This window comes from Bacteroides sp. f07, from assembly GCF_042854785.1.
In the GTDB taxonomy this organism is placed as follows: domain Bacteria; phylum Bacteroidota; class Bacteroidia; order Bacteroidales; family Bacteroidaceae; genus Bacteroides.
In genome coordinates this window covers 776,135-800,160 of sequence record NZ_BAABXI010000002.1, presented here as the reverse complement: position 1 = coordinate 800,160, position 24,026 = coordinate 776,135, and the positions used below count along the sequence as shown (strand labels likewise).

Sequence of the window (24,026 nt, the reverse complement as noted above, 5' to 3'; positions counted from 1 at the left end):
AAACAGCATAAAATAAGTTGCAAACAGAAATACCAAACGCTTTATTTGCAATAAATTATTAATAGCAGTATATTTGTTCACTAGAACAAACAATATAACTCCATGCTATTAAAACATTGGCATTTTGCACTTATAACCATCATCTTCTTAACTACCTCCTGCGGAAGTGACAAGGATGAACCAGCAGTGAGCTCAACTCCGCCTTTTCCTGTCGGTAAAGAGTTTAATGTAAGTCTAGACATCGCCCCTTTTCTTGAAGTAGACGAACAACCATTAGGACGTTCGGTCACCTCCGACCTACCCGGCGGATTATACGCAGTCAACGTATTTTGGAAAGGGAAAGGTCTGAGCTCTTTCCAACCTTATGCATCCGGTCTTTTCGACGATCCTTACAGAGTGGAAATAGGGTTAATCGTAGGATATACCTACCGGTTTGATTGCAGTTTCTTAGATTATAAAGACTCTCCATACGGCAAAGTGGAAAATGACATTCCCCTTTATGGTCTTCCTTTCTCATGTTCCCCCTCAAAAGGAATAGATGGACATATCACCAATGACTTATTGATTTCAATAAATCCTCTAAATATCAATCAGTCATTCTACCAACATATATATAAAGGTGAAATGCAAATGAACCAGGACAGTACAAGCATTCATCCCACCGTTAAGCGCTTCTTCGGCAGCCAGCAGCTAGAGTTTTTGACTCCGAGTACAAACACTTCCGTTTCCATCTCATTAAAACGCGCCTATTATTCGGTACAATTCACCACAAACGAGTTAAATCCCGGTGACTCCATCAAAATCACAGCAACAGATATTTCACCGCTTTATCTATTATACTCTCCCGACGGAATATCAAAATCTGAAGAACGGAACATTTCAATGTACGACATATCAGATTATTACACAGCAAGGTTAAAGGAAGACGAGACAATTGGATTCACCATCACCTACCGACCGGCCGACGAAGAAGAATGGCATACCATATACGCTGACCAAAATCTTAAAATGAAAAGAAATAAAAAGAACATAATCAAAATAACCAAAATAGACAAATATATAAATGATGCCACCATCTCTTTCGGTGAGAATGCCGAGATGGAAGAAGCAGAACAGGAAATTGGGGAATAATCAATCATATCAAAGTTAAACAACTACTAAAAAAACATGCATATGAAAATCAAACATCTTATGATTACAGGCTGCCTATTCACAGCTTTCACCTTACAGTCATGTATTGAAGAAAAAAATCTGTATCAGGAACCGCCCACTACTTATTCGGATCTCAACTTAAAACTGGACGGAGATTACCTGATTACCGAATTGCCGATGTCACGTTCCACTAAGCCGACTGTCATCGATGAAAGTAAAACAATAGTAGGAATAGCCATATCCATGCTAATCGATGACGAGAAAAATACATCTTCCAAACCATATGCCTATGGCATATTTCAATTAGACAAAGCTAAAAAACCTGAGAATCTAAAGATAAGAGTCATAGACGGATACAAGTATCGCGTAGTCTGCTCCATGATAACCAATGCAAAAGATTCTATCAAAATGGAAAATGGCGGTTTTGCCGCCCCATTCGATCTAGAGCGCAACGGAACAATCAAAGGGGAATGCCAAAATAAATTCCTTACTGCCGAACAAACTAATGGAGTCAGATTCTTATATAACATAGAAAATTCGAAAATAAAAACCGGCTCACAAGATGCTTGCAACCGCCCATTCATTGAGCGTTATCATGGATTTACAGAGATAGATGCCAAAGATAAAAAAGAAGAAGAACATCCGATTATGCTCTATCGCCGCTTTTTCGGAGTCAAGTTCAAACAAACAGGTCTGGAAAGAGGACGACTTAGAATACAATTAGACGATTCACCAAGTATTTATTTAGATGCCGCCAGTGGAGATATTCATCAAACTGTTGAATCCGAATTGAAAATGGTCAGCATGAAAAACCTGACAGCCAAAGTACCTACTGAGAATAATCAGAATCTGACAGAAAACGTCAGAGTAGTAGTATGCTGGGAAAAAACGCCAAATGAGCTTAACGATACAATAATCAATAGTAGCATTACTTTCAAGAGAAACTATATACATACCATTGCATTAACCAATATTGACCATATAGGAACACCGGGTAATGTAGAAATCAAAATAGAAGAAGGAGAAATGCAAGAAGATCCTAGCCAAGACCTTCCATGGCAAGGGGATAATTTCTAATAATAACCTTACCAAAACCCTCTTATTGAATTTTCATGCTATTATCCGGTTTCAGTCGTTTCAGTTTCGTCTGCAAACGCCTTGATAGAAGGAGATAGCGGCTGAAAGCAAATAAAAACACCCCTTGCAGGAATATGCTGTAAGCAAGGGGTAGTGCATTCAGCGCTTTCAGGCTTGCCGGTAAATCTATATATTCAGTTTGGTGGACATATATACTCACCACACTGAATCTATATGCCCACCAAGCGGGATATATAGATTCATCACGTGGGCAAAAGTGAATGTCATATGGGCTCAGGGTCGCTCACCTGTGGACTGAAAGTCATCGGTACGTGGGGTGAACAGAACGGAGCCTCTATCTTGGTGAAACAGAGGCTCTGTTTCACCAAGATAGAGGCTCCGTTTCACTAAAGCAGAGCTTGTATTTCAACTAGATATAGTATCAAAAAAGGAACTAAAATTATACACTTCTGCATTCAGGTTCGCTTTCAGCCAAAACCTTCGATGAAAAGGGGCTTTTGGGAAGAACTGAAAGCTGAAAGCAGTTTTTTACTTTTACTATTTAGTAGTAGAATTGACCGGAACAAGTACTACGCTCAATGAAATGATGTAGGAAACTTGAATAAGTCCAGTACATGATTCGGCTTACTTGAAGTGAGAACACGCCAACTGATAGATACCAATATGCCTATGTTCATGAATGATACGGAAAATATGACCGCCGCCCAAACTGCCATGCTACGTGCAGTCACAGATATAAATAGCCACCCAATATTTATTTTGTTTTTCAACAGGTTTTATTCACATCATTCACTATATTTGCATAGTTTATCTTTCCATTTAATGCAAAAAAGGAGCAAATGACTACAAATTTAAACGAAACCTTTGCTGCCGTACAGGCGGCAAGCCGGGAATTAGCCTTGCTGAACGATGATACCATCAATCAGATTTTAAACGCAGTGGCTGACGCGACAGTTGCAGAAACGTCTTTCATTCTTGCTGAGAATGAGAAGGATCTCGCACGAATGGACAAAAATGATCCGAAGTATGACCGGTTGAAATTGACGGAAGAACGTTTGAAGGGTATTGCCGCAGATACACGTAATGTAGCCACACTTCCCTCTCCTTTGGGTAGGGTACTGAAAGAGACTGTTCGTCCTAATGGGATGAAATTGACGAAGGTCAGTGTTCCTTTTGGGGTGATAGGAATTATCTATGAAGCACGTCCTAATGTAAGTTTCGATGTATTCTCTCTGTGCCTGAAGAGCGGGAACGCTTCCGTATTGAAAGGTGGGAGTGACGCAGACTGTTCCAACCGCGCTATTATCAGTGTGATTCACGAAGTTTTGAAAAGATTCAATGTCAATCCACATAGTGTAGAGCTGCTTCCGGCTGACAGAGAAGCTACGGCAGCATTACTAAATGCAGTAGGCTATGTCGATTTGATTATTCCCAGGGGAAGTAGCGGGCTTATCAATTTTGTACGCGAGAATGCCAGGATTCCCGTTATTGAGACGGGGGCCGGTATTTGCCATACTTACTTTGACGAGTTTGGTGATGCAAATAAGGGGGCGGATATTATCCATAATGCCAAGACACGCAGGGTGAGCGTATGCAATGCGTTGGACTGTACTATCGTGCATGAGAAAAGACTAGCAGAACTTCCGGCGCTTTGCGAGAAGTTAAAAGGTAGCAACGTGATTATTTATGCTGACACGCAGGCTTATCAGGCATTGGAAGGACATTATCCTGCCGAACTTCTACAACCTGCAACGGAAGAAAGTTTCGGTACGGAGTTCTTAGACTACAAAATGGCAGTCAAGACTGTGAAGAGCTTTGAAGATGCTTTGGGACATATTCAGGAAAATAGTTCGAAGCATAGTGAATGCATCGTCACGGAAAACAAGGAACGTGCAGCGTTGTTTATAAAGATAGTAGATGCTGCTTGTGTATATGCTAATGTATCCACTGCTTTCACCGACGGAGCACAATTCGGCTTAGGAGCCGAAATAGGCATCAGTACGCAAAAACTGCATGCACGGGGGCCGATGGGACTGGAAGAAATCACTTCTTACAAATGGATTATTGAAGGAGATGGGCAGACTAGAAGAAATTGAGAATTAAGAATTGAGAATTAAAAAATAAAGGATATGAAGAAATTTACTTGTGTACAGGACATTGGCGATTTAAAATCAGCCATTGAAGAATCGTTCGTAATTAAGAAAGACCGTTTCAAATATGTAGAATTGGGAAGAAACAAGACATTGATGATGATTTTCTTCAACTCCAGTCTGCGTACCCGCCTCAGCACACAGAAAGCGGCGCTCAATCTGGGAATGAACGTAATGGTACTGGATATCAACCAGGGTGCCTGGAAACTGGAAACCGAACGTGGCGTTATCATGGACGGAGATAAACCGGAGCACTTGCTGGAAGCTATTCCAGTGATGGGATGCTATTGTGACATTATCGGCGTACGCTCTTTTGCCCGTTTCGAAAACCGCGACTTTGATTATCAGGAAACTATTCTGAATCAATTTATCCAATATTCCGGACGCCCGGTATTCTCGATGGAAGCAGCAACCCGCCATCCGTTACAGAGTTTCGCCGACTTGATTACGATTGAAGAATACAAAAAAACAGCACGTCCCAAAGTGGTTATGACATGGGCTCCGCACCCGCGTCCGCTGCCTCAGGCTGTCCCCAATTCTTTTGCAGAGTGGATGAATGCCACCGATTATGATTTTGTCATCACTCACCCCGAAGGCTATGAGCTGGCTCCCGAATTCGTAGGAAATGCCAAGGTAGAGTATGACCAAATGAAAGCTTTCGAAGGAGCTGACTTTGTATACGCTAAAAACTGGGCTGCTTATACAGGCGACAATTACGGACAGATATTGAGCAAGGATCGTGAATGGACAGTCAGTGACCGCCAAATGGCTGTTACCAATAATGCCTTCTTCATGCACTGTCTTCCGGTTCGCAGAAATATGATTGTCACGGATGATGTCATTGAAAGCTCACAGTCTATCGTAATCCCCGAAGCTGCCAATCGCGAAATATCCGCAACGGTAGTTCTGAAACGACTTGTTGAAGGATTGAAATAAGATTGTAATATTGTATATCGTTAAGAGCAGTTATTGTATAGGATGAAGCATTTTTGCCGATAAAAGCATTATATATACAGTAACTCTCTTAATTTTGTAGAATGACACGTGCACAATATCTATTAGTATTACTATTTGTAAATTATACTTTCTGTTCTTTAAGAGGAGAAACTATTGACAGCATTTCTCCAAAGAATAAAATTATCCGCATCCAACATCAGATATTAGATAGCAAACTCTATCAAACTACACATATCGGTGTTCCACTGATTGTAGCCGGAAGTATCTTCTATCAGAAGGATCATGCTTTCAGGAATATGCGCAACTCCTACATTCCCCGTTTCCAGTTGCGTTATGATGACTATCTGCAATATTCTCCCGGAATCATCATGCTAGGTTTAAAGTCATTTGGTGTCGAAGGGCGTAGTTCTTGGGGACGTATGTTGACCTCCGATGCCTTTTCGGCAGGACTCATGGCCTTGACCGTCAATTCTTTGAAAAGTACAATCAGTAAAGAACGCCCCGACAGAAGCAGCAACAACTCCTTCCCTTCCGGACATACGGCAACCGCCTTTATGTTTGCCACGATGTTACACAAAGAATACGGAATGACACGAAGCCCACTCTATAGTGTACTTGGATATTCTTTGGCCACAGGTACGGCCATCAGTCGCCAACTCAATAACCGACATTGGCTCTCTGATGTCTTGACCGGAGCGGGTATAGGTATCATTTCCACTGAATTGGGATATTACCTGGCAGGGCTCATCTTTAAAGAAAAAGGGCTGAAACGTCCCTTACTCGACTGGAAATCGGAACTCGAAAGCGATTCTTATTCTTTTTTCGGCCTGCAAATGGGATATAGTATAGTTGAGCAAGAAGTTCATTTGCCGGACTATATAGAAATTACGGGTACGGGAGGAGTTACCTCTTCACTCACAGGAGCCTGGTTTTTCCATCCTCATTGGGGAGTGGGTGGAAAGTTCACAGTTTCCCAAGCCTCCCCTCATGTAGACAGTAATCGTTTTTTCAACTCACATCCTGAGCTAGAACCATCAGTAGACAATTTCGAGGCGCGTTCAATGAGTTATACAAGTCTTCTGAGCGGCATACACTATAGCAGCAGGCTTATCCCCGGACTGTATGCAGGTGGAAGTATCATGGGAGGTATAGGATGGGCAGGAACGTACAGAGCAGATATACACTATAAAAATCAAGCGAACGCCTCTCCCCTCATCCACTGCGTCACTCACCCCACTCCCAACTTAGATTTAAACGCATACATAATGCACGTCACGGGCAAAAATCTGGGAGTTAAGTTTTTCGTCAATTATAATACAGGAATTGGAAAATCCGACTACACCTATTACTCTCCAAAAGCTGGAGAGCGATCAATACCGATCACAGGAAGTTATCGTTTCACATTACACAATCTCTATATCGGAGCTGAGATTGATGCTTTATTTTGGAAATAAAGAGAAGACATTCCAATCTATTGTTCAATCTATTGTTCAATCTATTTTCTATTGTTCAATCTTTTTTCCAGCTTCTTGCCAAGCGTTGAATCCCTTATCAAGATCAAAGACTTTATAGCCTTTCTCACTCAGGATAGCAGCAGCCTTTTTGCTTCGTTTGCCGCTACGACAATACACAGCTACCGGTCTGTCTTTTTGCAATAACGAGTCTGCCATCGCAGCAAAAGAATCATCCATCACATTGATATTAATCGTTTTGGCGATATGCCCTTCCGAATATTCGGCCAATGTACGGACATCCAGGCGTTGTATACCCTCATTCTGAATAAGAGTATCGAAATCCTCTACATTCATTGACTGAAAGTCCCCTTTCTGCTGACAGGAGAAGAGGGAAGAAAGAAATAAAAATATTCCCACGACTAGTTGATTCATTTTAAACATATATACTCAATTCTTCAATTCTGCCCCGGTACATAGTCAAATCCGGGGTCACAATACTTATCTGATTCTACTGGAGCTCCATCCTCGCCGTACGTATAATACTTAAATTTAATCTTTATCGTTCGCCCAGGAGCCTCTGCATTTACATATTTCTCCAAAGGAACAGAGATATAAGCGCGTCGGTTGTAATACTCCGCATCACTGTTCGCATCATGATATAATAACATATTCACAATGCCTTTTGTTTCCAGTTCGGATATATCTTCCACTATGCCGAAGACATGTCCTTTGCCTGTGCTGACTTTAAGGTTCAGAATCATATTCAGATAATTTCGTCCAAGCCAGATACTGACCATCTCTACAGGATCCTTCTTGATACCATCCTTATAAACCGGATCGTCTTCCGGTTTAGGGTCAAGCGTCACAAGTGATTGCAAAGAATAAATCCGGGCACCTTCCGGCAGCACTTCATAATTACTCATTACACGTCTGGAAGTATTCGGAGAAATAGTAGAACCTGTACGGTCTTCCCAAACAGGCAACAACGCTCCTTTGTCAGGAATAAGCGTCTGTATACTGCCATCTTCCCCAGCCTCTACCGTAACAAATTCCAGTTTTACCGAAGGATAATAATAGTCATCATCCCCACAAGCAGTCATCAGGAAAAGTAATCCCCACAACCAAATACTATGTAATTTTCTTCTCATCGGCAAGTAGCTAAATAATTGACTAACGGATTGGAATACATTAACAACAACTTCTCACGCAAAAATTCTTCATCCTTATCCGGAATATTTATCTTGCCCAATTGTTGTTCGATATAGTTTATAAACTGTTGTTTTTCCTCCCCGGTATAGTTGGAGGCAAATTCCGTCGTACCATTCAGCCAGTCGTATGCAACATAATTGCCCGGATAAATACGGTAGTTGCGATGGATTCTGCGGTCGATGCATGAAGAAATGCGGGCAAACAGTTCCGGTTTCGGCAATGAACGGTCTAAATATTGCAATTCATCATTTATACAGGGGGCAACCTGGAAATGCACTCTCCCCTTATAGCCGAACAGTCCGGTCTGCATATTAATCAAATCGTCCTGAGTGGTCTTCTTGTACCCCTCTACATCCCTTTTCAACTGAAACTCCTGCGCTTTCAGAAAGTCGCAAGGGTCATACTCATATGAAATGGCAAGCGGAGCAATATTCATTTCCATCAGGCGCTCTACCAGGTCGCCTTCGCCACCCATTGCCAACATTTTCAAAACACTGTCCTGCGTACGGTCATTAGAGTCCTTCGCACGTCCTTCACGCTGCGCAATCCAGATAGACTGGTTTTTCTGCGAAATGGTGTAATGCATATAACGGGACATTCGTGCCGAAGATTCAAGCATCTGCCGCATGGTCAATGCCCGCTGCACAATAAAGGACTTGTTGACACGAACCAGTTTCTTTATCCAGGGATAAATCAGCAAATTGTCCCCGATCGCAATCTCAACAGTATTCATCCCCTGGTCAATCAGCAGAATGGAAAGAAAGCCTGAGTCAAGAATAATATCCCTGTGATTTGATATATATGTATAAGCCTTGCTCTTATCCGGCACGGCGGTATGATCCAGTGTCAATCCGGCGGTATGATCGGCCGCTATCTTCCACAAAATGCCGTAGCAGAATGTTTCCTGGAAATCAAGCTTTGTCTTACAAGCACGCATTTTCTGCGCCAGAAGTTCGAATGGAACGTTCGGTATAGCTCCGGTGGCGGCTTTCTGAAAAGCCGGATCGGCAATCAGTTCCTCAAAGATTTGAGGAAGTTCCTCATCATTGTAAGGACGAATTTCATTAAACTCTGTCAGATCCATCATGTGATTAAAATTTGTTTTCAATAATATCAGTCATCACATCCTTTATATCCAGTCCGGCTGCACGCACTTGCTGGGGAATAAAACTGGTAGCAGTCATTCCCGGAGTTGTATTCACTTCAAGAAGGTTCAGTTTTTCACCGGCAGTTACTATATAATCTACACGGATAATGCCAGAGCAACCCAATATATCATAGATAGCCGAAGTCAACTTCTGTACACGTCCGGTCAGTTCGTCCGAGATGCGTGCGGGAGTGATTTCATCTACCTGCCCATTGTATTTTGCATCGTAATCAAAAAACTCATTATGCGTCACCACTTCCGTAGGCGGGAAGACTACCGTTTTCTCTTTGGTCTTGTAGCAACCGCAAGTCAGCTCCGTTCCTTCCATAAATGCTTCGACAATCACCTCTTCCGCTTCTCCGAAAGCCTTAACAATGGCCGGTTGGATTTGTTCTTTCGTTTTCACTTTCGTAACGCCGAAACTCGATCCCCCCAGACTGGGCTTAATAAAGCAAGGCAAACCGATCTTTTCAATGACATCTTCGTCGGAAACCGATTGTCCCTGACGCAGCAGCAATGATTCGGCAATGCGTACGCCAAAAGCTTTCAGATATTGGTTGCAGGCAAATTTATCATAGGTAATAGCGGCGGCCAATACCCCACAGCAGGAATACGGAATACGCATCATGTCAAAATAGCCTTGCAGGCGACCATCCTCGCCCGGTGTGCCGTGGATGGTGATATAAGCAAAATCGAACACCACTTTTTCCGTCCCGTTCGTAAAGCTAAAATCATTTCTGTCCACCGGAACCCTGTTTCCGCCCGGCAATTGTACTTCCCAGCGGCGACCTTCCATCTCCACAATGTACAAATTATACTTTTCCTTATCTATAAAGGAATAAATGCCCTGTGCACTACGCAGGGAAACTACGATTTCAGAGGTATCTCCCCCTGCCACGATAGCAATGTTGCGTTTCATTCTAATTCTCTATTACTTATATAGCCTCTCCACTTCTCGATAAGCCGGGTCATGTCATCCGGAAGTTCGGAAGTAAAATGCATTTCCTCACCTGTGACGGGATGTACAAACCCCAACGTCATAGCATGCAAAGCCTGTCGGGGACAAGTGTCAAAGCAATTATTTACAAACTGTTTGTATTTACTAAAATGAGTACCTTTCAGTATCTCGTGACCGCCATAGCGCTCGTCATTGAACAACACATGGCCGATATGTTTCATATGAACACGAATCTGATGTGTACGCCCTGTTTCCAAAATACATTCCACAAGAGTTACATATCCCAAACGTTCCAGTACGCGATAATGAGTGACGGCATGTTTTCCCACAGTCGGGTCGGACATCACTGCCATTTGCATCCTGTCTCTCGGATTCCGGGCAATATTACCGACGATGGTTCCTTCATCCTGTTCTACAGTTCCCCATACCAGAGCGCGATACTTGCGTTTGGTCGTTTTATTGAAGAACTGGATTCCCAGATTTGTCTTGGCATCCGGTGTTTTAGCAATCACCAACAAGCCCGAAGTGTCTTTATCAATCCGGTGGACAAGTCCGACGTGCGGATCGTTCGCATCATAATCGGCGTTATCTTTCATATGCCAGGCAAGAGCATTGACCAGCGTGCCATGATAATTTCCGTGTCCCGGATGCACCACCAGTCCGGCAGGCTTGTTGACGACCATCAGATAGGGATCTTCATAAACAATATTAAGGGGAATATCTTCCGGAATAATTTCATTTTCATAACGCGGACGGTCCATCATCACCGTGATGACATCCAACGGCTTCACTTTATAGCTGCTTTTCACCGGTTTACCGTTAGCCATAACAAATCCGTCCTCGGCAGCTTTCTGGATACGGTTGCGCGAAGCATTGACAATACGTTCGAACAGATATTTGTCGACTCTGACCATCGCCTGCCCTTTATCCACAACCACGCGGAAGTGTTCATAAAGCTGGGATTCGTCACCGACAGGTTCTATATCATCCAAATCATTGTCCAGTTCATCCGGTAATTCTTCCTCTATCATGTATGAGTCTGTTTCTGTTATTTATCAATTAAAACCAGCTATCATCCTGAGTGGATGATGCATCCGACGGCACAGGTTTTTCCGTATCCGTATCATCACCAATTATGTCTTCTTCGGTCATATCACCAGCTCCGTTTCCTACCATCAGTGTCAGGGAAGCACCCACGGGTACTTTTTCTCCTGCCGCCAACTGACGTCCCTGATACTTCACGCCATATACCCAGTCTTTCTCACCATGTATCAATTGAATCTCGGTCAGTTTGAAGCCGGCACTCTGCAACTTGGCCTCTGCCTGCCGGAGAGAACTATTATCCGCCACATCAGGAATGACACGCAAAGGAATATCCTGTGTATTGACGGTCAGGTAAACAGTACGGCCTTCTTTTACCTTATCTCCAACTCCCGGTTTTAAATCAAGAACAATACCTGCGGCCTTATCCTTGACATATTTGGTATCGGAAATCACACATACCAGCCCATGATTACGGAACATTTTGGTGGCTTCTTCCACCGTCATTCCTTTCACATCGGGCACCATAACCGTCTCCCCATGATGTGTATGTATATCAAGCCATTTCAACACACCGAATACCATCACTACCACCACCACAATCATGGCGATAATATTCAACCAGAAAAATTTATTTGTTTTAAAAGAAAAGAATTCTTTAATAGTCATACGCATTGCTGTTAATATGCGCCAAAGATACTACAAAATAGTTGAACTTTTAAAAAGTAGGCGATGAAAAATGACCTCATTTACGACGCAAGGACACTTATCATCGCCAGAATTGTTGCAACTATAATCCCCACTCCTATAGATTTCAACAACCTTATTATGATTATACGGGTTTTCAGTTCCCGGATATATTCTTCCATCGTATATGTTTGCTTATTTATGTTTTTCCTTATTTCGGCTACAAAGAAAAGCAAAAAAGAATAAACAAGAGCCAACAGCAGAGCATTTTAACATTCTATTCCTCAAAAAACAGAAGGAAATAAAAAAGGCAGAGATCAAATTCTCTGCCTTTTTTATTTCCTTGATGACAAGTGATTATTACTTCTGTCCGTTGTACTCATCAGAAACAGTCAGTTTCTTTCTGCCTTTTGCACGGCGGGCAGCTAATACTCTACGACCATTAGCCGATGCCATTCTCTCACGGAAACCGTGTTTGTTCTTTCTCTTTCTGTTAGAGGGTTGAAATGTTCTTTTCATTACTGTATCTTGTTTTTATGTTATTATTCCACGTAATCGGGCTGCAAAAATAGGCACTTTTTTTAAATTAACCAAGAGATAACTCATTTTTGCTCAAAAGTTTTTGTGTTTTTTACCGATTTAGATTACTTTTGCACTCGATTTCCTGCGAAAACAATTAAATAACAATAATATAAAAAGAAAAATAGCAGTATGATTAATGCTCAAGACATCAAAAACGGAACTTGTATCCGTATGGACGGAAAACTCTATTTCTGTATTGAATTCCTGCATGTAAAACCAGGTAAAGGTAACACTTTCATGCGCACAAAGTTGAAAGATGTAGTTAGCGGATACGTTCTCGAACGCCGTTTCAACATCGGTGAAAAGTTGGAAGATGTACGTGTAGAACGTCGTCCTTATCAGTTCTTATATAAAGAAGGAGAAGATTATATCTTCATGAATCAGGAAACTTTCGACCAGCACCCTATCGCTCACGACTTAATCAACGGCGTTGACTTCCTGCTCGAAGGCGCAGTATTGGATGTAGTTTCAGATGCTTCTACCGAAACTGTTCTTTACGCAGATATGCCGATCAAAGTCCAGATGAAAGTTACTTATACAGAACCGGGAATGAAAGGTGATACAGCTACCAACACTTTGAAACCTGCTACTGTAGAATCAGGCGCAACAGTTCGTGTTCCCTTGTTCATCAGCGAAGGTGAAACAATCGAAATCGATACTCGCGACGGTTCTTATGTAGGACGTGTGAAAGCATAATTTAGCGATTAACGAATTAGTGATTAACGATTAGGGAGGAGCATGAATAATAGCGCTCAGCCTGTTAATCGTTAATCACTAACCCATTAATCACTTTTCTCATTTATATCCCGCCGCCTTGGCAATTCTTCTCGGTATTTCAGTATTGTCTATCTTTTCACCGAACAGATGTGAACCGGCTCCGATAGCGAATACAGGAACAAAACCTGCAGAGTGTCCGCCACTTACCCAGCCGACCATAGATATTTCATCCATCACCTCTTTAGCACGCGCAGCCATCGGCTCGCTCTTTGAGTACATACTTTCGGCAAATACCACCTTATTTTTCACGAATGATTTTTCAAACTCATCACGCAACTTCTTTTCCTGCTCCCAAGAGATAGGGAATTGTTTCCAGAAACCCATTTCTTCGCCGAGGAATGTTTTCATATCTTCCCAAGTTACTTTATTGCTCTTTGATTTTCTCAATTCGCTGATACGCTGCGAAAGTCCGTCGGCAGAGTGTTTCTGATATTGCAGTGCTTTCAGGTTCAGCGCATACTTTCCTGTACCAAGTACGATACCACCCGTTTCATGGTCTGCAGTGACTACAATCAGAGTTTCTTTCGGATGCTTCTTGTAAAATTCGTAAGCTACTTTAATAGCATCATCCATATCTTTCACTTCATTGAACACAGTAGCAGCGTCGTTAGAATGACAAGCCCAGTCTATTTTTCCCCCTTCTACCATCAGGAAGAAACCTTTATTATTACCCTTAGTAAGGAAGTCAATAGCACTTTCAGTAATCTGCGCTAATGTCAAATCCCCCTCTTTACGGTCAATAGCATAAGGCAGACAGGACGGATTGGCACCTTCTTTCTGGATAAGAATCATTTTGTCTGCTTTACCGGCTTTGGCTTTATAGTCATTGTAACCACGTGCCACTGTGTATCCTGCTTCTTCAAAAACAGGGAAAACACTCGGAGCTTCCTTCTTGTCAAAAGAAGTATTCGGCTTCAAGAAACCGCCGCCTGCATAGAAGTCAAAATTTGCTTTCGGCAAATCAAGGGCAATTTCGTAATACATATTACGATCCGGTTGGTGTGCATAGAATGCAGCAGGAGTAGCATGGTCTACACTGACTGAGGTAGTGACACCTACTTTTTTGCCGGCTTTCTTAGCTTTTTCGGCTACTGTCTGAATCGCGTTCTTATCTTCTCCTACAGAAATTGCATGATTATACGTTTTCTGTCCCGTTGCCAGTGCAGTACCCGCAGCAGCAGAATCGGTCACAGAATTTGTTGCAGAGAAAGTGGTTGCCATGGTGGCTACCGGAAATTGCGTGAATAACAAAGGTTCGACGCCAATGCGTCCGTTTTGAAGTTCAGCCTGATACATCTCCGTACCATTTACCTGATTCACTCCCATTCCATCGCCGATGAAATAAAATACGTACTTTGCCTGCCCGTTTGCTACCACGGAGATAAGGACAAAGAACAGCGTGTAGATTAACTTTTTCATTTCTTAGTAAATTTATTATTAGATTAGTCGTCTACAAAGATAGAAAAAAATGGAGAAATACAGAGAGCATTCAAGCAGTTATAGCGGATATTTATTTCGAATACAGCGAATATTTATCATTTATATTACAAAACCAATCATATTATAACTATCAGAACTACTATATTATAGATTCATCACATCCTGCTCAAACCGGTCTTTATCGCCGACCGCCTTATTACGCATCCGGCTACGATAATTATATATGGTAGCCAGGGAATATCCTAAGAAATGAGCAATCTTGTTACTGTCCACCACTCCCAGACGAATCAATGCGAAAATCCGGAGTTCCGTGGTCAGAAGTTCGTCGGATTTCGGATATATACGTCCCTCTTCTACCAGCAAATCATTAAAAGCAGTAATGAAATTCGGGAAAAGTTTCAGGAAGGACTTGTCGAACTCATTATAAAATTCATTCCGTTCGTCACGGATGAACTGCTCGGACTTTATGGCTTTGAACAGGTCTTCGATACGGGATGCCATAGCCAGCTTCGCCAATGAACGACGGTAAGTTTCCAGTTTATCCAGATAGTTGACGCATCTGTCCAGATAGCGGGCGATATATACTTCTTTAATTTTTCCCGTTTGTTCCAACTCTTTGTTCACGACCTGCATTTGTTTGTTCGCCAAACTCAAATCACGCCGCATGGCAGACAGTTTCTTCATCCAACGATACAAATAGAAAACGGCAATGAGAAGAAAGAAAGACAGCATACTGACACTGATAAGCATTGCCTGAGAAACCGCACGTTCTTTTTCTTCCTTCAGTTTATAAGCTTTGTCTATAATAGGAAAGAATTCCGTCACTTCGATAAACCGCAAACGGGCATTACAGGCTACTGCATCCTCCATCGAACAACTCAGATATTTGTAAGCGCGGTCTATATCGCCCAATTCATACATCAGGTGTGCCAGTTTCTGCAACGAGGCATACTCCCTGACCGAAGATTCCAAATCGGCAATAGCTGTCAATATCAGATAATAAACTTCCTTCTCCGTATCGCCCTTCATGCCGTACGCTTCGGACAATGTATAGTAGATATAGACTTTCTGACGTTCGTCAACTGCATCTTTCAGTGCATCACTAAGCATCACCAAAGCCGTATCAGCTTTGCCTGTGACTATGCATTTTTCTGCCAATACAATCGTACGGTTTATTTCGGGAGGCATTATACCAATGATAGAGTCCCGGTATAAATCTGTCTTTTCCAGATATTTCTTCTTTTCTTCCTGATTGGTGGTATAGTCCGCAAGCCAACCATAGCAAGCACGATAGGTCTGATAATAAGATAGTAATGTTTGTTTGTCCAGCTTCACCGGATTTATTTTTTCCAGTTCTTCCATGGCTTCAATATACATTCCCATCACTCCCAATGCGGTCGCACGATCAATAATTATCTCATTTGCCAGCTCCGGGCGGTCCAGTTGGGGGAGAATCTGCTGCCTCCTATTTATATAATGGAGTGCAGAATCTGCCTGATAATGAAGATAGGCATCGAATAAAGAGCCATACAAGTGATATTTGCCAGCAGGAGCAACCGAATGAGTGAGCTGCACTTTCAGCGCATCAATAGTCTTCTCTTTCTGAACCTGAAAAGTTTCTTTCTTATTTATAATATCATCCAGTCTTTTAAGGACTGCCGCATTATCATCCGTCTGTGTTGCAAACAGTGAAGTTGGACAAACTAAAAGAAAAGCTAAGATATAGGCTACATTTCTCATAGGTTACTTTTTAAAGATGTCACAAATATAATGAATATAGTAATGATTATGAAATATACAGTCAAAATTATTTTAATTCCTATTTGTATTTTCGCATAGTTTCCCTACAATCAACGCATTCATTTTCAACAGAATAAGCATTACAAGTATTTATATTTATATTCTAGTCCCGAAATGCTGACCCCTATCCCCCTACATTTGCAGCATCGGTTCGCCGAGCAAACATTTAAAATCTATGTTACCATGAAAAAGAATTTTCTATTTGTAATCTTACTTGTACTGCTATTTGGTTGCAACCCGGTATATGCCGCAACTGTCATAAAAAAAGTAGCTCCTGCTTTTTGGTGGGCAGGCATGAAAAATCCGGAATTGCAGGTTTTGCTATATGGAGAACATATAGCGTCTGCAGAAGTCAGTATCTCTTCCGAAGACATCACCTTGCAAGAGGTTGTCAGGCAAGAAAATCCAAACTATCTGATTGTCTATCTGAATATCTCGGAAGCAGCCCCGCAGACATTCAACATTACTCTGAAACAAGGAAAGAAGCAGACCGTAATTCCTTACGAACTCAAAGAAAGAAAGCCGGGTTCTTCTCAGATAGAAGGGTTCAACTCCAGCGATGTGCTTTATCTCATTATGCCGGATCGTTTCGCAAACGGTGATTCCTCTAATGATATAATTCCCGGAATGTTGGAAGCCAGGGTAGACCGTAACGACTCCTTCGCCCGCCATGGCGGTGACTTTAAAGGGATTGAAAAGCATCTGGACTATATTGCGGACTTAGGCGTGACGAGCATATGGCTGAACCCGATTCAGGAGAATGACATGAAGGAAGGCTCTTACCACGGCTATGCTATCACTGATTATTATCAGTCAGACCGCCGCTTCGGGAATAATGAAGAATTCCGGAATCTTGTAGGCCAGGCACATGCCAAAGGAATGAAAGTAGTGATGGATATGATTTTCAACCACTGTGGAAGTGAAAACTATCTATATAAGGACATGCCTTCCAAGGATTGGTTCAACTTCAAAGGTAATTATGTGCAGACAAGTTTTAAGACTGCCACCCAACTGGATCCGTATGCTTCCGATTACGAAAAGAAAATAGCCGTTGACGGTTGGTTCAGCCAGGTTATGCCGGATTTCAACCAACGGAACCGCCATGTAGCTACTTATCTGATTCAGAGTAGTATCTGGTGGATAGAATATGCCGGTATTAACGGAATCCGCCAGGATACGCACCCTTATGCAGACTTTGACATGATGGCTCATTGGTGCAAGGCAGTGAACGAAGAGTATCCCAAATTCAATATTGTAGGCGAAACCTGGTTAGGCAGTAATGTACTTATCTCTTATTGGCAGAAAGACAGCAAACTGACCTATCCTAAAAACACTTATCTGCCCACTGTCATGGACTTCCCCTTGATGGAACATATGAACAAAGCTTTCGATGAAGAAACAACCGACTGGAACGGCGGACTGTGCCGGCTTTACGAATACCTGTCGCAAGACATCGTCTTTGCCGACCCGATGAATCTATTGACTTTCCTGGATAATCACGACACTTCCCGTTTCTATCGTTCGGAAGCGGATACTAAAAACCTGAACCGATACAAACAAGCGTTAGTATTCCTATTGACAACACGTGGGATTCCGCAGATATATTATGGAACCGAAATCCTGATGGCAGCCGATAAAGCCAACGGTGACGGAGTACTGCGCTGTGACTTTCCGGGCGGCTGGCAAAATGATACTCATAATGACTTCGATGCGGCATACCGCACTCCGCTACAAAATGAAGCTTTCTCTTATCTGAAGAAACTGCTCCAATGGAGAAAAGGAAACGAAGTTATAGCCAAAGGAAAACTGAAACACTTCGCACCGAGTAAAGGCATCTACGCGTACGAAAGGAAACAGGGTGATAAATCAGTCGTTGTTTTCCTGAATGGAACAGACCGGGAGCAGACTATCAGCTTGGATACTTACCGGGAAATACTGCCTGATACTTCTGCATACAATGTATTGGAAGATAAAAAAGTAGAACTAGGAAAGGATTTAACACTTCCGGGTCGTGGAATATACCTTTTATCCTTTTAAAGAAGTTCACTGAGACTTATATTTATCTGTATTCGCAGAATGCTTATTCAATTATAAATCAAAACAATAAAGTTTATACTAACTTGTATTTTTATTCTAATTGGAAAACTCAGTTCAGACGGTCGCTACATTTGCAATATCCGAAACAAAAGGAATAAAATTATCAGTTAGCTCACAATTTAATACCATAAAAATAAAATGAAAAAGAATCTTTTGCTCATCGCATTTCTCTGTATCTCGTTTATAGCGAACGCACAACAGAAACTGACTTCACCGGATGGAAATCTGGTAATGACCTTCCAGCTTAACAAGGAAGGCGCTCCAACGTACGACTTGATTTATAAAGGCAAAACGGTAATCAAACCCAGTACCCTGGGACTGGAATTAAAGAAAGAAGATAATACCCGTACCGATTTCGACTGGGTAGACCGCAGGGACTTGACCAAACTTGATTCAAAGACTAATCTTTATAGCGGTTTTGAAGTGAAAGACGTAAAGACTTCCACATTCGACGAAACCTGGCAACCGGTATGGGGAGAAGAAAAAGAAATCCGCAATCATTATAACGAGCTGGCAGCTACGCTGTATCAACCCATGAACGACCGTTCTATCCTTATCCGTTTCCGTTTGTTCAATGACGGTTTAGGATTCCGCTATGAATTCCCGCAACAGAAATCCCTGAACTACTTCGTCATCAAAGAAGAACATTCCCAGTTTGCAATGGCAGGCGACCACATCGCTTACTGGATACCGGGCGACTATGATACTCAGGAATACGACTATACCATCTCCCGCCTGTCCGAAATCAGAGGTTTGATGAAAGAAGCCATTACTCCGAACTCTTCCCAGACTCCTTTCTCACAGACAGGCGTACAGACTGCGTTAATGATGAAAACGGATGACGGTTTATATATCAATCTTCACGAAGCCGCTCTTATCGATTACTCTTGCATGCACCTGAACCTGGACGACAAGAATATGGTATTCGAATCCTGGCTGACTCCGGACGCTAAAGGAGACAAAGGTTATCTGCAAACTCCCTGCAATACTCCGTGGCGTACTGTTATCGTCAGCGACAATGCCCGCAACATTCTTGCATCCCGCATCACTCTGAACCTGAACGAGCCTTGCAAAATCGCAGATGCCGCTTCATGGGTGAAACCGGTGAAATATATCGGCGTATGGTGGGATATGATTACCGGAAAAGGCTCATGGGCTTATACCGACGAACTGACCAGCGTAAAACTGGGCGAAACGGATTACTCTAAAACAAAGCCTAACGGCAAACATTCTGCCAACACTGCCAATGTAAAACGTTATATTGACTTCGCAGCAGCCAACGGATTCGATGCCGTATTGGTAGAAGGCTGGAACGAAGGCTGGGAAGACTGGTTCGGCAACAGCAAAGATTATGTATTCGACTTCGTCACTCCGTATCCGGATTTCGATGTAAAAGAAGTGCATCGCTACGCAGCAAGCAAAGGTATCAAGATGATGATGCACCACGAAACTTCCGCATCTGTCCGCAACTACGAACGCCATATGGACAAGGCTTACCAGTTTATGGTAGACAACGGTTACAATTCTGTAAAGAGCGGTTATGTAGGCAATATCATTCCTCGCGGCGAACACCACTACGGACAATGGATGAACAACCACTACCTGTATGCAGTGACGAAAGCAGCCGACTACAAAATCATGGTAAATGCTCACGAAGCAACCCGCCCGACAGGTATCTGCCGCACGTATCCTAACTTAATCGGTAACGAATCCGCACGCGGAACCGAATACGAATCATTCGGCGGAAATAAAGTATATCACACTACTATCCTTCCTTTCACCCGTCTGGTTGGCGGCCCGATGGATTATACTCCGGGAATCTTTGAAACTCATTGCAACAAGATGAATCCTGCAAACAATTCACAGGTACGTTCTACCATCGCCCGCCAGTTAGCCTTGTACGTGACCATGTACAGCCCGCTGCAAATGGCTGCCGATATTCCTGAAAACTACGAACGTTTCATGGATGCTTTCCAATTTATCAAAGACGTGGCAATCGACTGGGACGAAACAAACTATCTGGAAGCAGAACCGGGAGAATATATCACTATCGCCCGTAAGGCAAAAGGTACAGGCGACTGGTATGTAGGTTGTACAGCCGGTGAGAACGGTCATACTTCCAAACTGGTATTCGACTTCCTCACACCGGGAAAACAATACATTGCCACTGTTTATGCGGATGCTAAAGATGCCGACTGGAAAGAAAATCCGCAAGCTTATACCATCAAAAAAGGTATCCTGACAAACAAAAGCAAACTGAACTTGCGCGCTGCCAACGGTGGCGGTTATGCCATCAGTATCAAGGAAGTAAAGGATAAAGCGGAAGTAAAAGGACTAAAGAAATTTTAGGGAATAAGATTGAAGAGAATATAGTTTTCAGTAGGTATTTTTTAGAGAGATATATTTGATTTTGATAAAATAACTTTAAATTAGAGACATGAAAAAGAGCTTAAGACTAAAAGCCCTGCTCACATTATTGGTGGGACTCTTCCTTTCCATTGGAGCATTTGCTCAGCAAATAGCTGTCAAGGGGCATGTGAAAGACACAACGGGTGAGCCTGTCATCGGTGCTAACGTACTGGTGAAAGGTACAACCAATGGAACAATAACTGATTTCGATGGTAACTTTATGTTGAATGTACCGAAAGATGCTATTCTTTCCGTTTCATTCGTCGGCTATAAATCAGCAGAAGTGAAAGCGGCTTCTACTGTAATGGTTACATTGGAAGATGATTCTCAAGTACTGGACGCAGTAGTCGTTATCGGCTACGGCTCGGTGAAAAAGAACGATATGACCGGTTCGGTTACGGCCATCAAGCCGGACAAACTAAACAAAGGTTTGATTACCAATGCACAGGACATGATGACCGGAAAGATTGCCGGTGTAAGCGTTGTCAGCAAAGGCGGAGCTCCGGGCGAGGGCGCAACGATTCGTATTCGTGGCGGTTCCTCACTGACTGCGGAAAACGACCCGCTGATTGTAATCGACGGTCTGGCAATGGACAATAAAGGGGTGAAAGGTTTGGCCAATCCTCTGTCTATGGTCAATCCGAATGATATTGAAAGCTTTACCGTATTGAAAGATGCTTCGGCTACCGCCATCTACGGTTCGCGTGCTTCCAATGGCGTTATCATCATCACAACGAAGAAAGGTCAGGCAGGCGCACGTCCTACAATTTCTTATGACGGCAATGTATCTGTCAGCACTGTGAAATCTACCGTCGACGTAATGGACGGAGACCAGTTCCGTTCTTTCATCAAAGACATCTGGGGAGAGGATAGTGAAGCTTATAGCAAATTAGGAAATGCCAACACCGACTGGCAGAAAGAAATCTTCCGCGCAGCCGTAAGTACAGACCATAACCTCACCATTTCCGGTGGATTAAAGAATATGCCTTACCGTGTATCGTTCGGTTATACCAACCAGAACGGTATTGTGAAAACATCCAAGTTCGAACGTTATACGGCTTCTGTCAGCCTGGCCCCTTCTTTCTTTCAGGATCATCTGAAGGTGAATGCCAACCTGAAAGGTATGATTGCCAAGAATCGCTACGCTGACGGTAGCGCGGTAGGTTCTGCGGTCAGCTTTGACCCTACACAGTCCGTCCGCTCCGACGATCCTTACCATCAATATTATTTCGACGGATATTTCCAATGGAATACGGACGCTTCTTCTTTGAATGACGACACATGGAAACGTACTTTCAACGGCAATGCTCCGGGTAATCCGGTTGCCTTGTTGGAAGAAAAGGACGACCGTGCCATCTCCAAATCTTTAATCGGTAATCTGGAACTGGATTATAAGTTTCATTTCTTGCCGGACTTGCACGCACACGTGAACGGTGGCATGGACCTCTCTACGGGTAAGCAATATACGGACGTCTCTCCCTATTCTTCGACCAACAACTATTATGGCAGCTATGGCTGGGAACAGAAAGACAAGTACAACCTCTCTTTGAATGCTTACCTGCAATACAGCAAAGATTTTACTGATAAGCATCGTTTCGATGTAATGGCAGGCTATGAATGGCAGCACTTCCATGATACGTCCGACCAAGAATATTGGGGACTCTATCCGCTGTCGAACAACGTGGTAGAGAACAGAGGTCAGCGTTACAACAATACCTCAAGTGGTTCGGCTACGGAAAGTTATCTTGTATCTTTCTTCGGTCGTGTCAATTACACACTGCTGGACCGTTATCTGTTTACGGCAACCGTACGCCAGGATGGTTCTTCCCGTTTCCACAAAGACAACCGTTGGGGATTGTTCCCGTCTTTTGCCTTGGGATGGAAATTGAAAGAGGAAGCTTTCCTGAAAGACGTTGATGTGCTTTCCGATTTAAAACTTCGTCTTGGCTATGGTATTACCGGTCAGCAGAATATCAATTCGGGAGACTATCCGTATCTGGCTGTTTATGAGACAAACAAAGACGGTGCTTACTATCCTATCCTGGGAGAAGGAGCTACTTACCGCCCGAATGCATACAACCCGGACTTGAAATGGGAAAAGACTACCACCTACAATGTAGGTCTGGACTTCGGATTCCTGAACAACCGCATCAACGGTGCCGTAGATTATTACTATCGCAAGACCACCGATTTGCTGAACAGCGTATTCGTTTCTGCCGGAACAAACTTCAAAAATAAGGTATTGTCCAACGTCGGTTCATTAGAAAATTCAGGTATCGAATTCTCCATTAATGCAAAACCTGTTGTAACTACCGACTGGACATGGGACCTTGGCTTCAATATCACTTACAACAAAAACGAAATCACCAAATTAACTACCGGAGATAGCGAAAATTATTATGTTGCTGCCGGAGACAATATCGGTGGCGGACGTGATATGAAAGCAATGGCGCACGCCGTAGGACATCCGGCTTCTTCCTTCTATGTTTACCAGCAAGTGTATGACGAGAATGGAAAGCCTATCGAGAACGAATTTGTAGACCGCAACGGAGACGGAACGATCAATGGTGACGACCGCTATTTCTACAAAAAGCCGACAGCCGACGTACTTATGGGACTTACTTCACGTCTTTCTTACAAGTCATGGGATTTCAGTTTCTCACTGCGCGCCAGCCTGAACAACTATGTGTATAACTCTGTCGAAGCAGGTGGTTCCGACTGCAACCCGACCTCTGTCTATTCATTCGGTGCACTCAACAACCGTCCGTTGATGGGAGTGGCAAATAATATCCAAAACTTGAAAGACAACACCTTGTTGTCCGATTACTTCGTGCAGAATGCTTCCTTCATGAAATGTGACAACATCACTTTGGGATACTCGTTTAAAAAGTTGTTCGGCGCTCCGATTGGCGGACGCGTATATGCAGCCGTACAGAACGTATTCACTATCACCAAATACAAAGGACTTGACCCTGAAGTGGAAAAGGGATTGGATAACAATATTTATCCGCGTCCTCTGACTACGTTAATCGGTTTAAGCCTTAATTTCTAAACCTACTAAAAATACC

The 24,026-nt window shown here is 42.9% G+C and carries 18 protein-coding genes; 9 read left to right on the top strand and 9 right to left on the bottom strand.

Features of this window, described 5'->3' with window-relative positions; all coding sequences use genetic code 11:
* Nucleotides 1-102 precede the first annotated feature (102 nt).
* From ACGHVY_RS18050 to ACGHVY_RS18030, 5 genes are all read left to right on the top strand, one after another.
* On the top strand, nt 103-1,131 hold the full coding sequence (locus tag ACGHVY_RS18050; protein WP_390600462.1) for a hypothetical protein: 1,029 nt from the start codon (nt 103-105) through the stop codon (nt 1,129-1,131).
* Between the two features lie 42 nt (nt 1,132-1,173).
* Nucleotides 1,174-2,229, top strand: coding sequence for a hypothetical protein (locus ACGHVY_RS18045; RefSeq protein ID WP_390600460.1), 1,056 nt, complete (start codon nt 1,174-1,176; stop codon nt 2,227-2,229).
* Between the two features lie 860 nt (nt 2,230-3,089).
* Nucleotides 3,090-4,346, top strand: a complete 1,257-nt coding sequence (locus tag ACGHVY_RS18040; protein WP_390600457.1) for a glutamate-5-semialdehyde dehydrogenase — start codon at nt 3,090-3,092, stop codon at nt 4,344-4,346.
* 33 nt (nt 4,347-4,379) lie between these two features.
* On the top strand, nt 4,380-5,336 hold the full coding sequence (locus ACGHVY_RS18035) for an acetylornithine carbamoyltransferase (RefSeq protein ID WP_390600455.1): 957 nt from the start codon (nt 4,380-4,382) through the stop codon (nt 5,334-5,336).
* Nucleotides 5,337-5,437: 101 nt separating this feature from the next.
* Nucleotides 5,438-6,811, top strand: a complete 1,374-nt coding sequence (locus ACGHVY_RS18030) for a phosphatase PAP2 family protein (protein WP_390600453.1) — start codon at nt 5,438-5,440, stop codon at nt 6,809-6,811.
* A gap of 48 nt (nt 6,812-6,859) precedes the next feature.
* Here ACGHVY_RS18030 and ACGHVY_RS18025 read toward each other — a convergent pair whose 3' ends face one another.
* The 7 genes from ACGHVY_RS18025 to rpmH form a co-directional block, all read right to left on the bottom strand.
* A complete protein-coding gene (locus tag ACGHVY_RS18025; protein ID WP_390600450.1) occupies nt 6,860-7,252 on the bottom strand; it encodes a rhodanese-like domain-containing protein in 393 nt (130 codons plus the stop codon).
* 14 nt (nt 7,253-7,266) lie between these two features.
* Nucleotides 7,267-7,959, bottom strand: a complete 693-nt coding sequence (locus ACGHVY_RS18020) for a NigD-like C-terminal domain-containing protein (RefSeq protein WP_390600448.1) — start codon at nt 7,957-7,959, stop codon at nt 7,267-7,269.
* Nucleotides 7,956-9,104 (bottom strand): 1-acyl-sn-glycerol-3-phosphate acyltransferase, encoded by a 1,149-nt coding sequence (locus ACGHVY_RS18015; protein ID WP_390600967.1) that lies wholly within the window; start codon nt 9,102-9,104, stop codon nt 7,956-7,958. Before ACGHVY_RS18015 ends, ACGHVY_RS18020 begins: the two co-directional genes overlap by 4 nt.
* A 7-nt stretch (nt 9,105-9,111) precedes the next feature.
* On the bottom strand, nt 9,112-10,086 hold the full coding sequence (locus ACGHVY_RS18010; protein WP_390600446.1) for a D-alanine--D-alanine ligase: 975 nt from the start codon (nt 10,084-10,086) through the stop codon (nt 9,112-9,114).
* Nucleotides 10,083-11,156, bottom strand: coding sequence for an RluA family pseudouridine synthase (locus ACGHVY_RS18005; RefSeq protein ID WP_390600443.1), 1,074 nt, complete (start codon nt 11,154-11,156; stop codon nt 10,083-10,085). Before ACGHVY_RS18005 ends, ACGHVY_RS18010 begins: the two co-directional genes overlap by 4 nt.
* 28 nt (nt 11,157-11,184) lie before the next feature.
* Nucleotides 11,185-11,835 carry a PASTA domain-containing protein gene (locus ACGHVY_RS18000; protein ID WP_308746676.1) on the bottom strand — a complete coding sequence of 217 codons (651 nt, stop codon included), beginning with the start codon at nt 11,833-11,835 and terminating at the stop codon, nt 11,185-11,187.
* Between the two features lie 378 nt (nt 11,836-12,213).
* On the bottom strand, nt 12,214-12,372 hold the full coding sequence (gene rpmH / locus ACGHVY_RS17995) for a 50S ribosomal protein L34 (protein WP_004299762.1): 159 nt from the start codon (nt 12,370-12,372) through the stop codon (nt 12,214-12,216).
* Nucleotides 12,373-12,564: 192 nt separating this feature from the next.
* Between rpmH and efp the strand changes: the two genes are divergently transcribed.
* Nucleotides 12,565-13,131, top strand: a complete 567-nt coding sequence (gene efp / locus ACGHVY_RS17990) for an elongation factor P (protein WP_008766998.1) — start codon at nt 12,565-12,567, stop codon at nt 13,129-13,131.
* A 99-nt stretch (nt 13,132-13,230) separates the two neighbouring features.
* Here the strand turns inward: efp and ACGHVY_RS17985 are convergent, their stop codons facing one another.
* Entirely contained in the window at nt 13,231-14,631 is a 1,401-nt protein-coding gene (locus tag ACGHVY_RS17985; RefSeq protein WP_390600440.1) for an alkaline phosphatase, read from the bottom strand.
* A gap of 165 nt (nt 14,632-14,796) precedes the next feature.
* On the bottom strand, nt 14,797-16,392 hold the full coding sequence (locus tag ACGHVY_RS17980) for a DUF6377 domain-containing protein (RefSeq protein WP_390600437.1): 1,596 nt from the start codon (nt 16,390-16,392) through the stop codon (nt 14,797-14,799).
* A gap of 243 nt (nt 16,393-16,635) precedes the next feature.
* Here ACGHVY_RS17980 and ACGHVY_RS17975 point away from each other — a divergent pair, with 243 nt between their 5' ends.
* The 3 genes from ACGHVY_RS17975 to ACGHVY_RS17965 all read left to right on the top strand — a co-directional run bounded on the left by ACGHVY_RS17975 (nt 16,636) and on the right by ACGHVY_RS17965 (nt 24,010).
* Nucleotides 16,636-18,489, top strand: a complete 1,854-nt coding sequence (locus ACGHVY_RS17975; protein WP_390600436.1) for a glycoside hydrolase family 13 protein — start codon at nt 16,636-16,638, stop codon at nt 18,487-18,489.
* A 198-nt stretch (nt 18,490-18,687) separates the two neighbouring features.
* Entirely contained in the window at nt 18,688-20,898 is a 2,211-nt protein-coding gene (locus ACGHVY_RS17970; RefSeq protein WP_390600434.1) for a glycoside hydrolase family 97 protein, read from the top strand.
* A gap of 88 nt (nt 20,899-20,986) precedes the next feature.
* Nucleotides 20,987-24,010, top strand: a complete 3,024-nt coding sequence (locus ACGHVY_RS17965; RefSeq protein ID WP_390600432.1) for a SusC/RagA family TonB-linked outer membrane protein — start codon at nt 20,987-20,989, stop codon at nt 24,008-24,010.
* Nucleotides 24,011-24,026: the final 16 nt, after the last annotated feature.

Coding starts and splice junctions, on each gene's coding strand:
- ACGHVY_RS18050 (WP_390600462.1), top strand. CDS start 103: ATGCTATTAAAACATTGGCATTTTGCACTTATAACCATCATCTTCTTA.
- ACGHVY_RS18045 (WP_390600460.1), top strand. CDS start 1,174: ATGAAAATCAAACATCTTATGATTACAGGCTGCCTATTCACAGCTTTC.
- ACGHVY_RS18040 (WP_390600457.1), top strand. CDS start 3,090: ATGACTACAAATTTAAACGAAACCTTTGCTGCCGTACAGGCGGCAAGC.
- ACGHVY_RS18035 (WP_390600455.1), top strand. CDS start 4,380: ATGAAGAAATTTACTTGTGTACAGGACATTGGCGATTTAAAATCAGCC.
- ACGHVY_RS18030 (WP_390600453.1), top strand. CDS start 5,438: ATGACACGTGCACAATATCTATTAGTATTACTATTTGTAAATTATACT.
- ACGHVY_RS18025 (WP_390600450.1), bottom strand. CDS start 7,252: ATGTTTAAAATGAATCAACTAGTCGTGGGAATATTTTTATTTCTTTCT.
- ACGHVY_RS18020 (WP_390600448.1), bottom strand. CDS start 7,959: ATGAGAAGAAAATTACATAGTATTTGGTTGTGGGGATTACTTTTCCTG.
- ACGHVY_RS18015 (WP_390600967.1), bottom strand. CDS start 9,104: ATGGATCTGACAGAGTTTAATGAAATTCGTCCTTACAATGATGAGGAA.
- ACGHVY_RS18010 (WP_390600446.1), bottom strand. CDS start 10,086: ATGAAACGCAACATTGCTATCGTGGCAGGGGGAGATACCTCTGAAATC.
- ACGHVY_RS18005 (WP_390600443.1), bottom strand. CDS start 11,156: ATGATAGAGGAAGAATTACCGGATGAACTGGACAATGATTTGGATGAT.
- ACGHVY_RS18000 (WP_308746676.1), bottom strand. CDS start 11,835: ATGACTATTAAAGAATTCTTTTCTTTTAAAACAAATAAATTTTTCTGG.
- rpmH (WP_004299762.1), bottom strand. CDS start 12,372: ATGAAAAGAACATTTCAACCCTCTAACAGAAAGAGAAAGAACAAACAC.
- efp (WP_008766998.1), top strand. CDS start 12,565: ATGATTAATGCTCAAGACATCAAAAACGGAACTTGTATCCGTATGGAC.
- ACGHVY_RS17985 (WP_390600440.1), bottom strand. CDS start 14,631: ATGAAAAAGTTAATCTACACGCTGTTCTTTGTCCTTATCTCCGTGGTA.
- ACGHVY_RS17980 (WP_390600437.1), bottom strand. CDS start 16,392: ATGAGAAATGTAGCCTATATCTTAGCTTTTCTTTTAGTTTGTCCAACT.
- ACGHVY_RS17975 (WP_390600436.1), top strand. CDS start 16,636: ATGAAAAAGAATTTTCTATTTGTAATCTTACTTGTACTGCTATTTGGT.
- ACGHVY_RS17970 (WP_390600434.1), top strand. CDS start 18,688: ATGAAAAAGAATCTTTTGCTCATCGCATTTCTCTGTATCTCGTTTATA.
- ACGHVY_RS17965 (WP_390600432.1), top strand. CDS start 20,987: ATGAAAAAGAGCTTAAGACTAAAAGCCCTGCTCACATTATTGGTGGGA.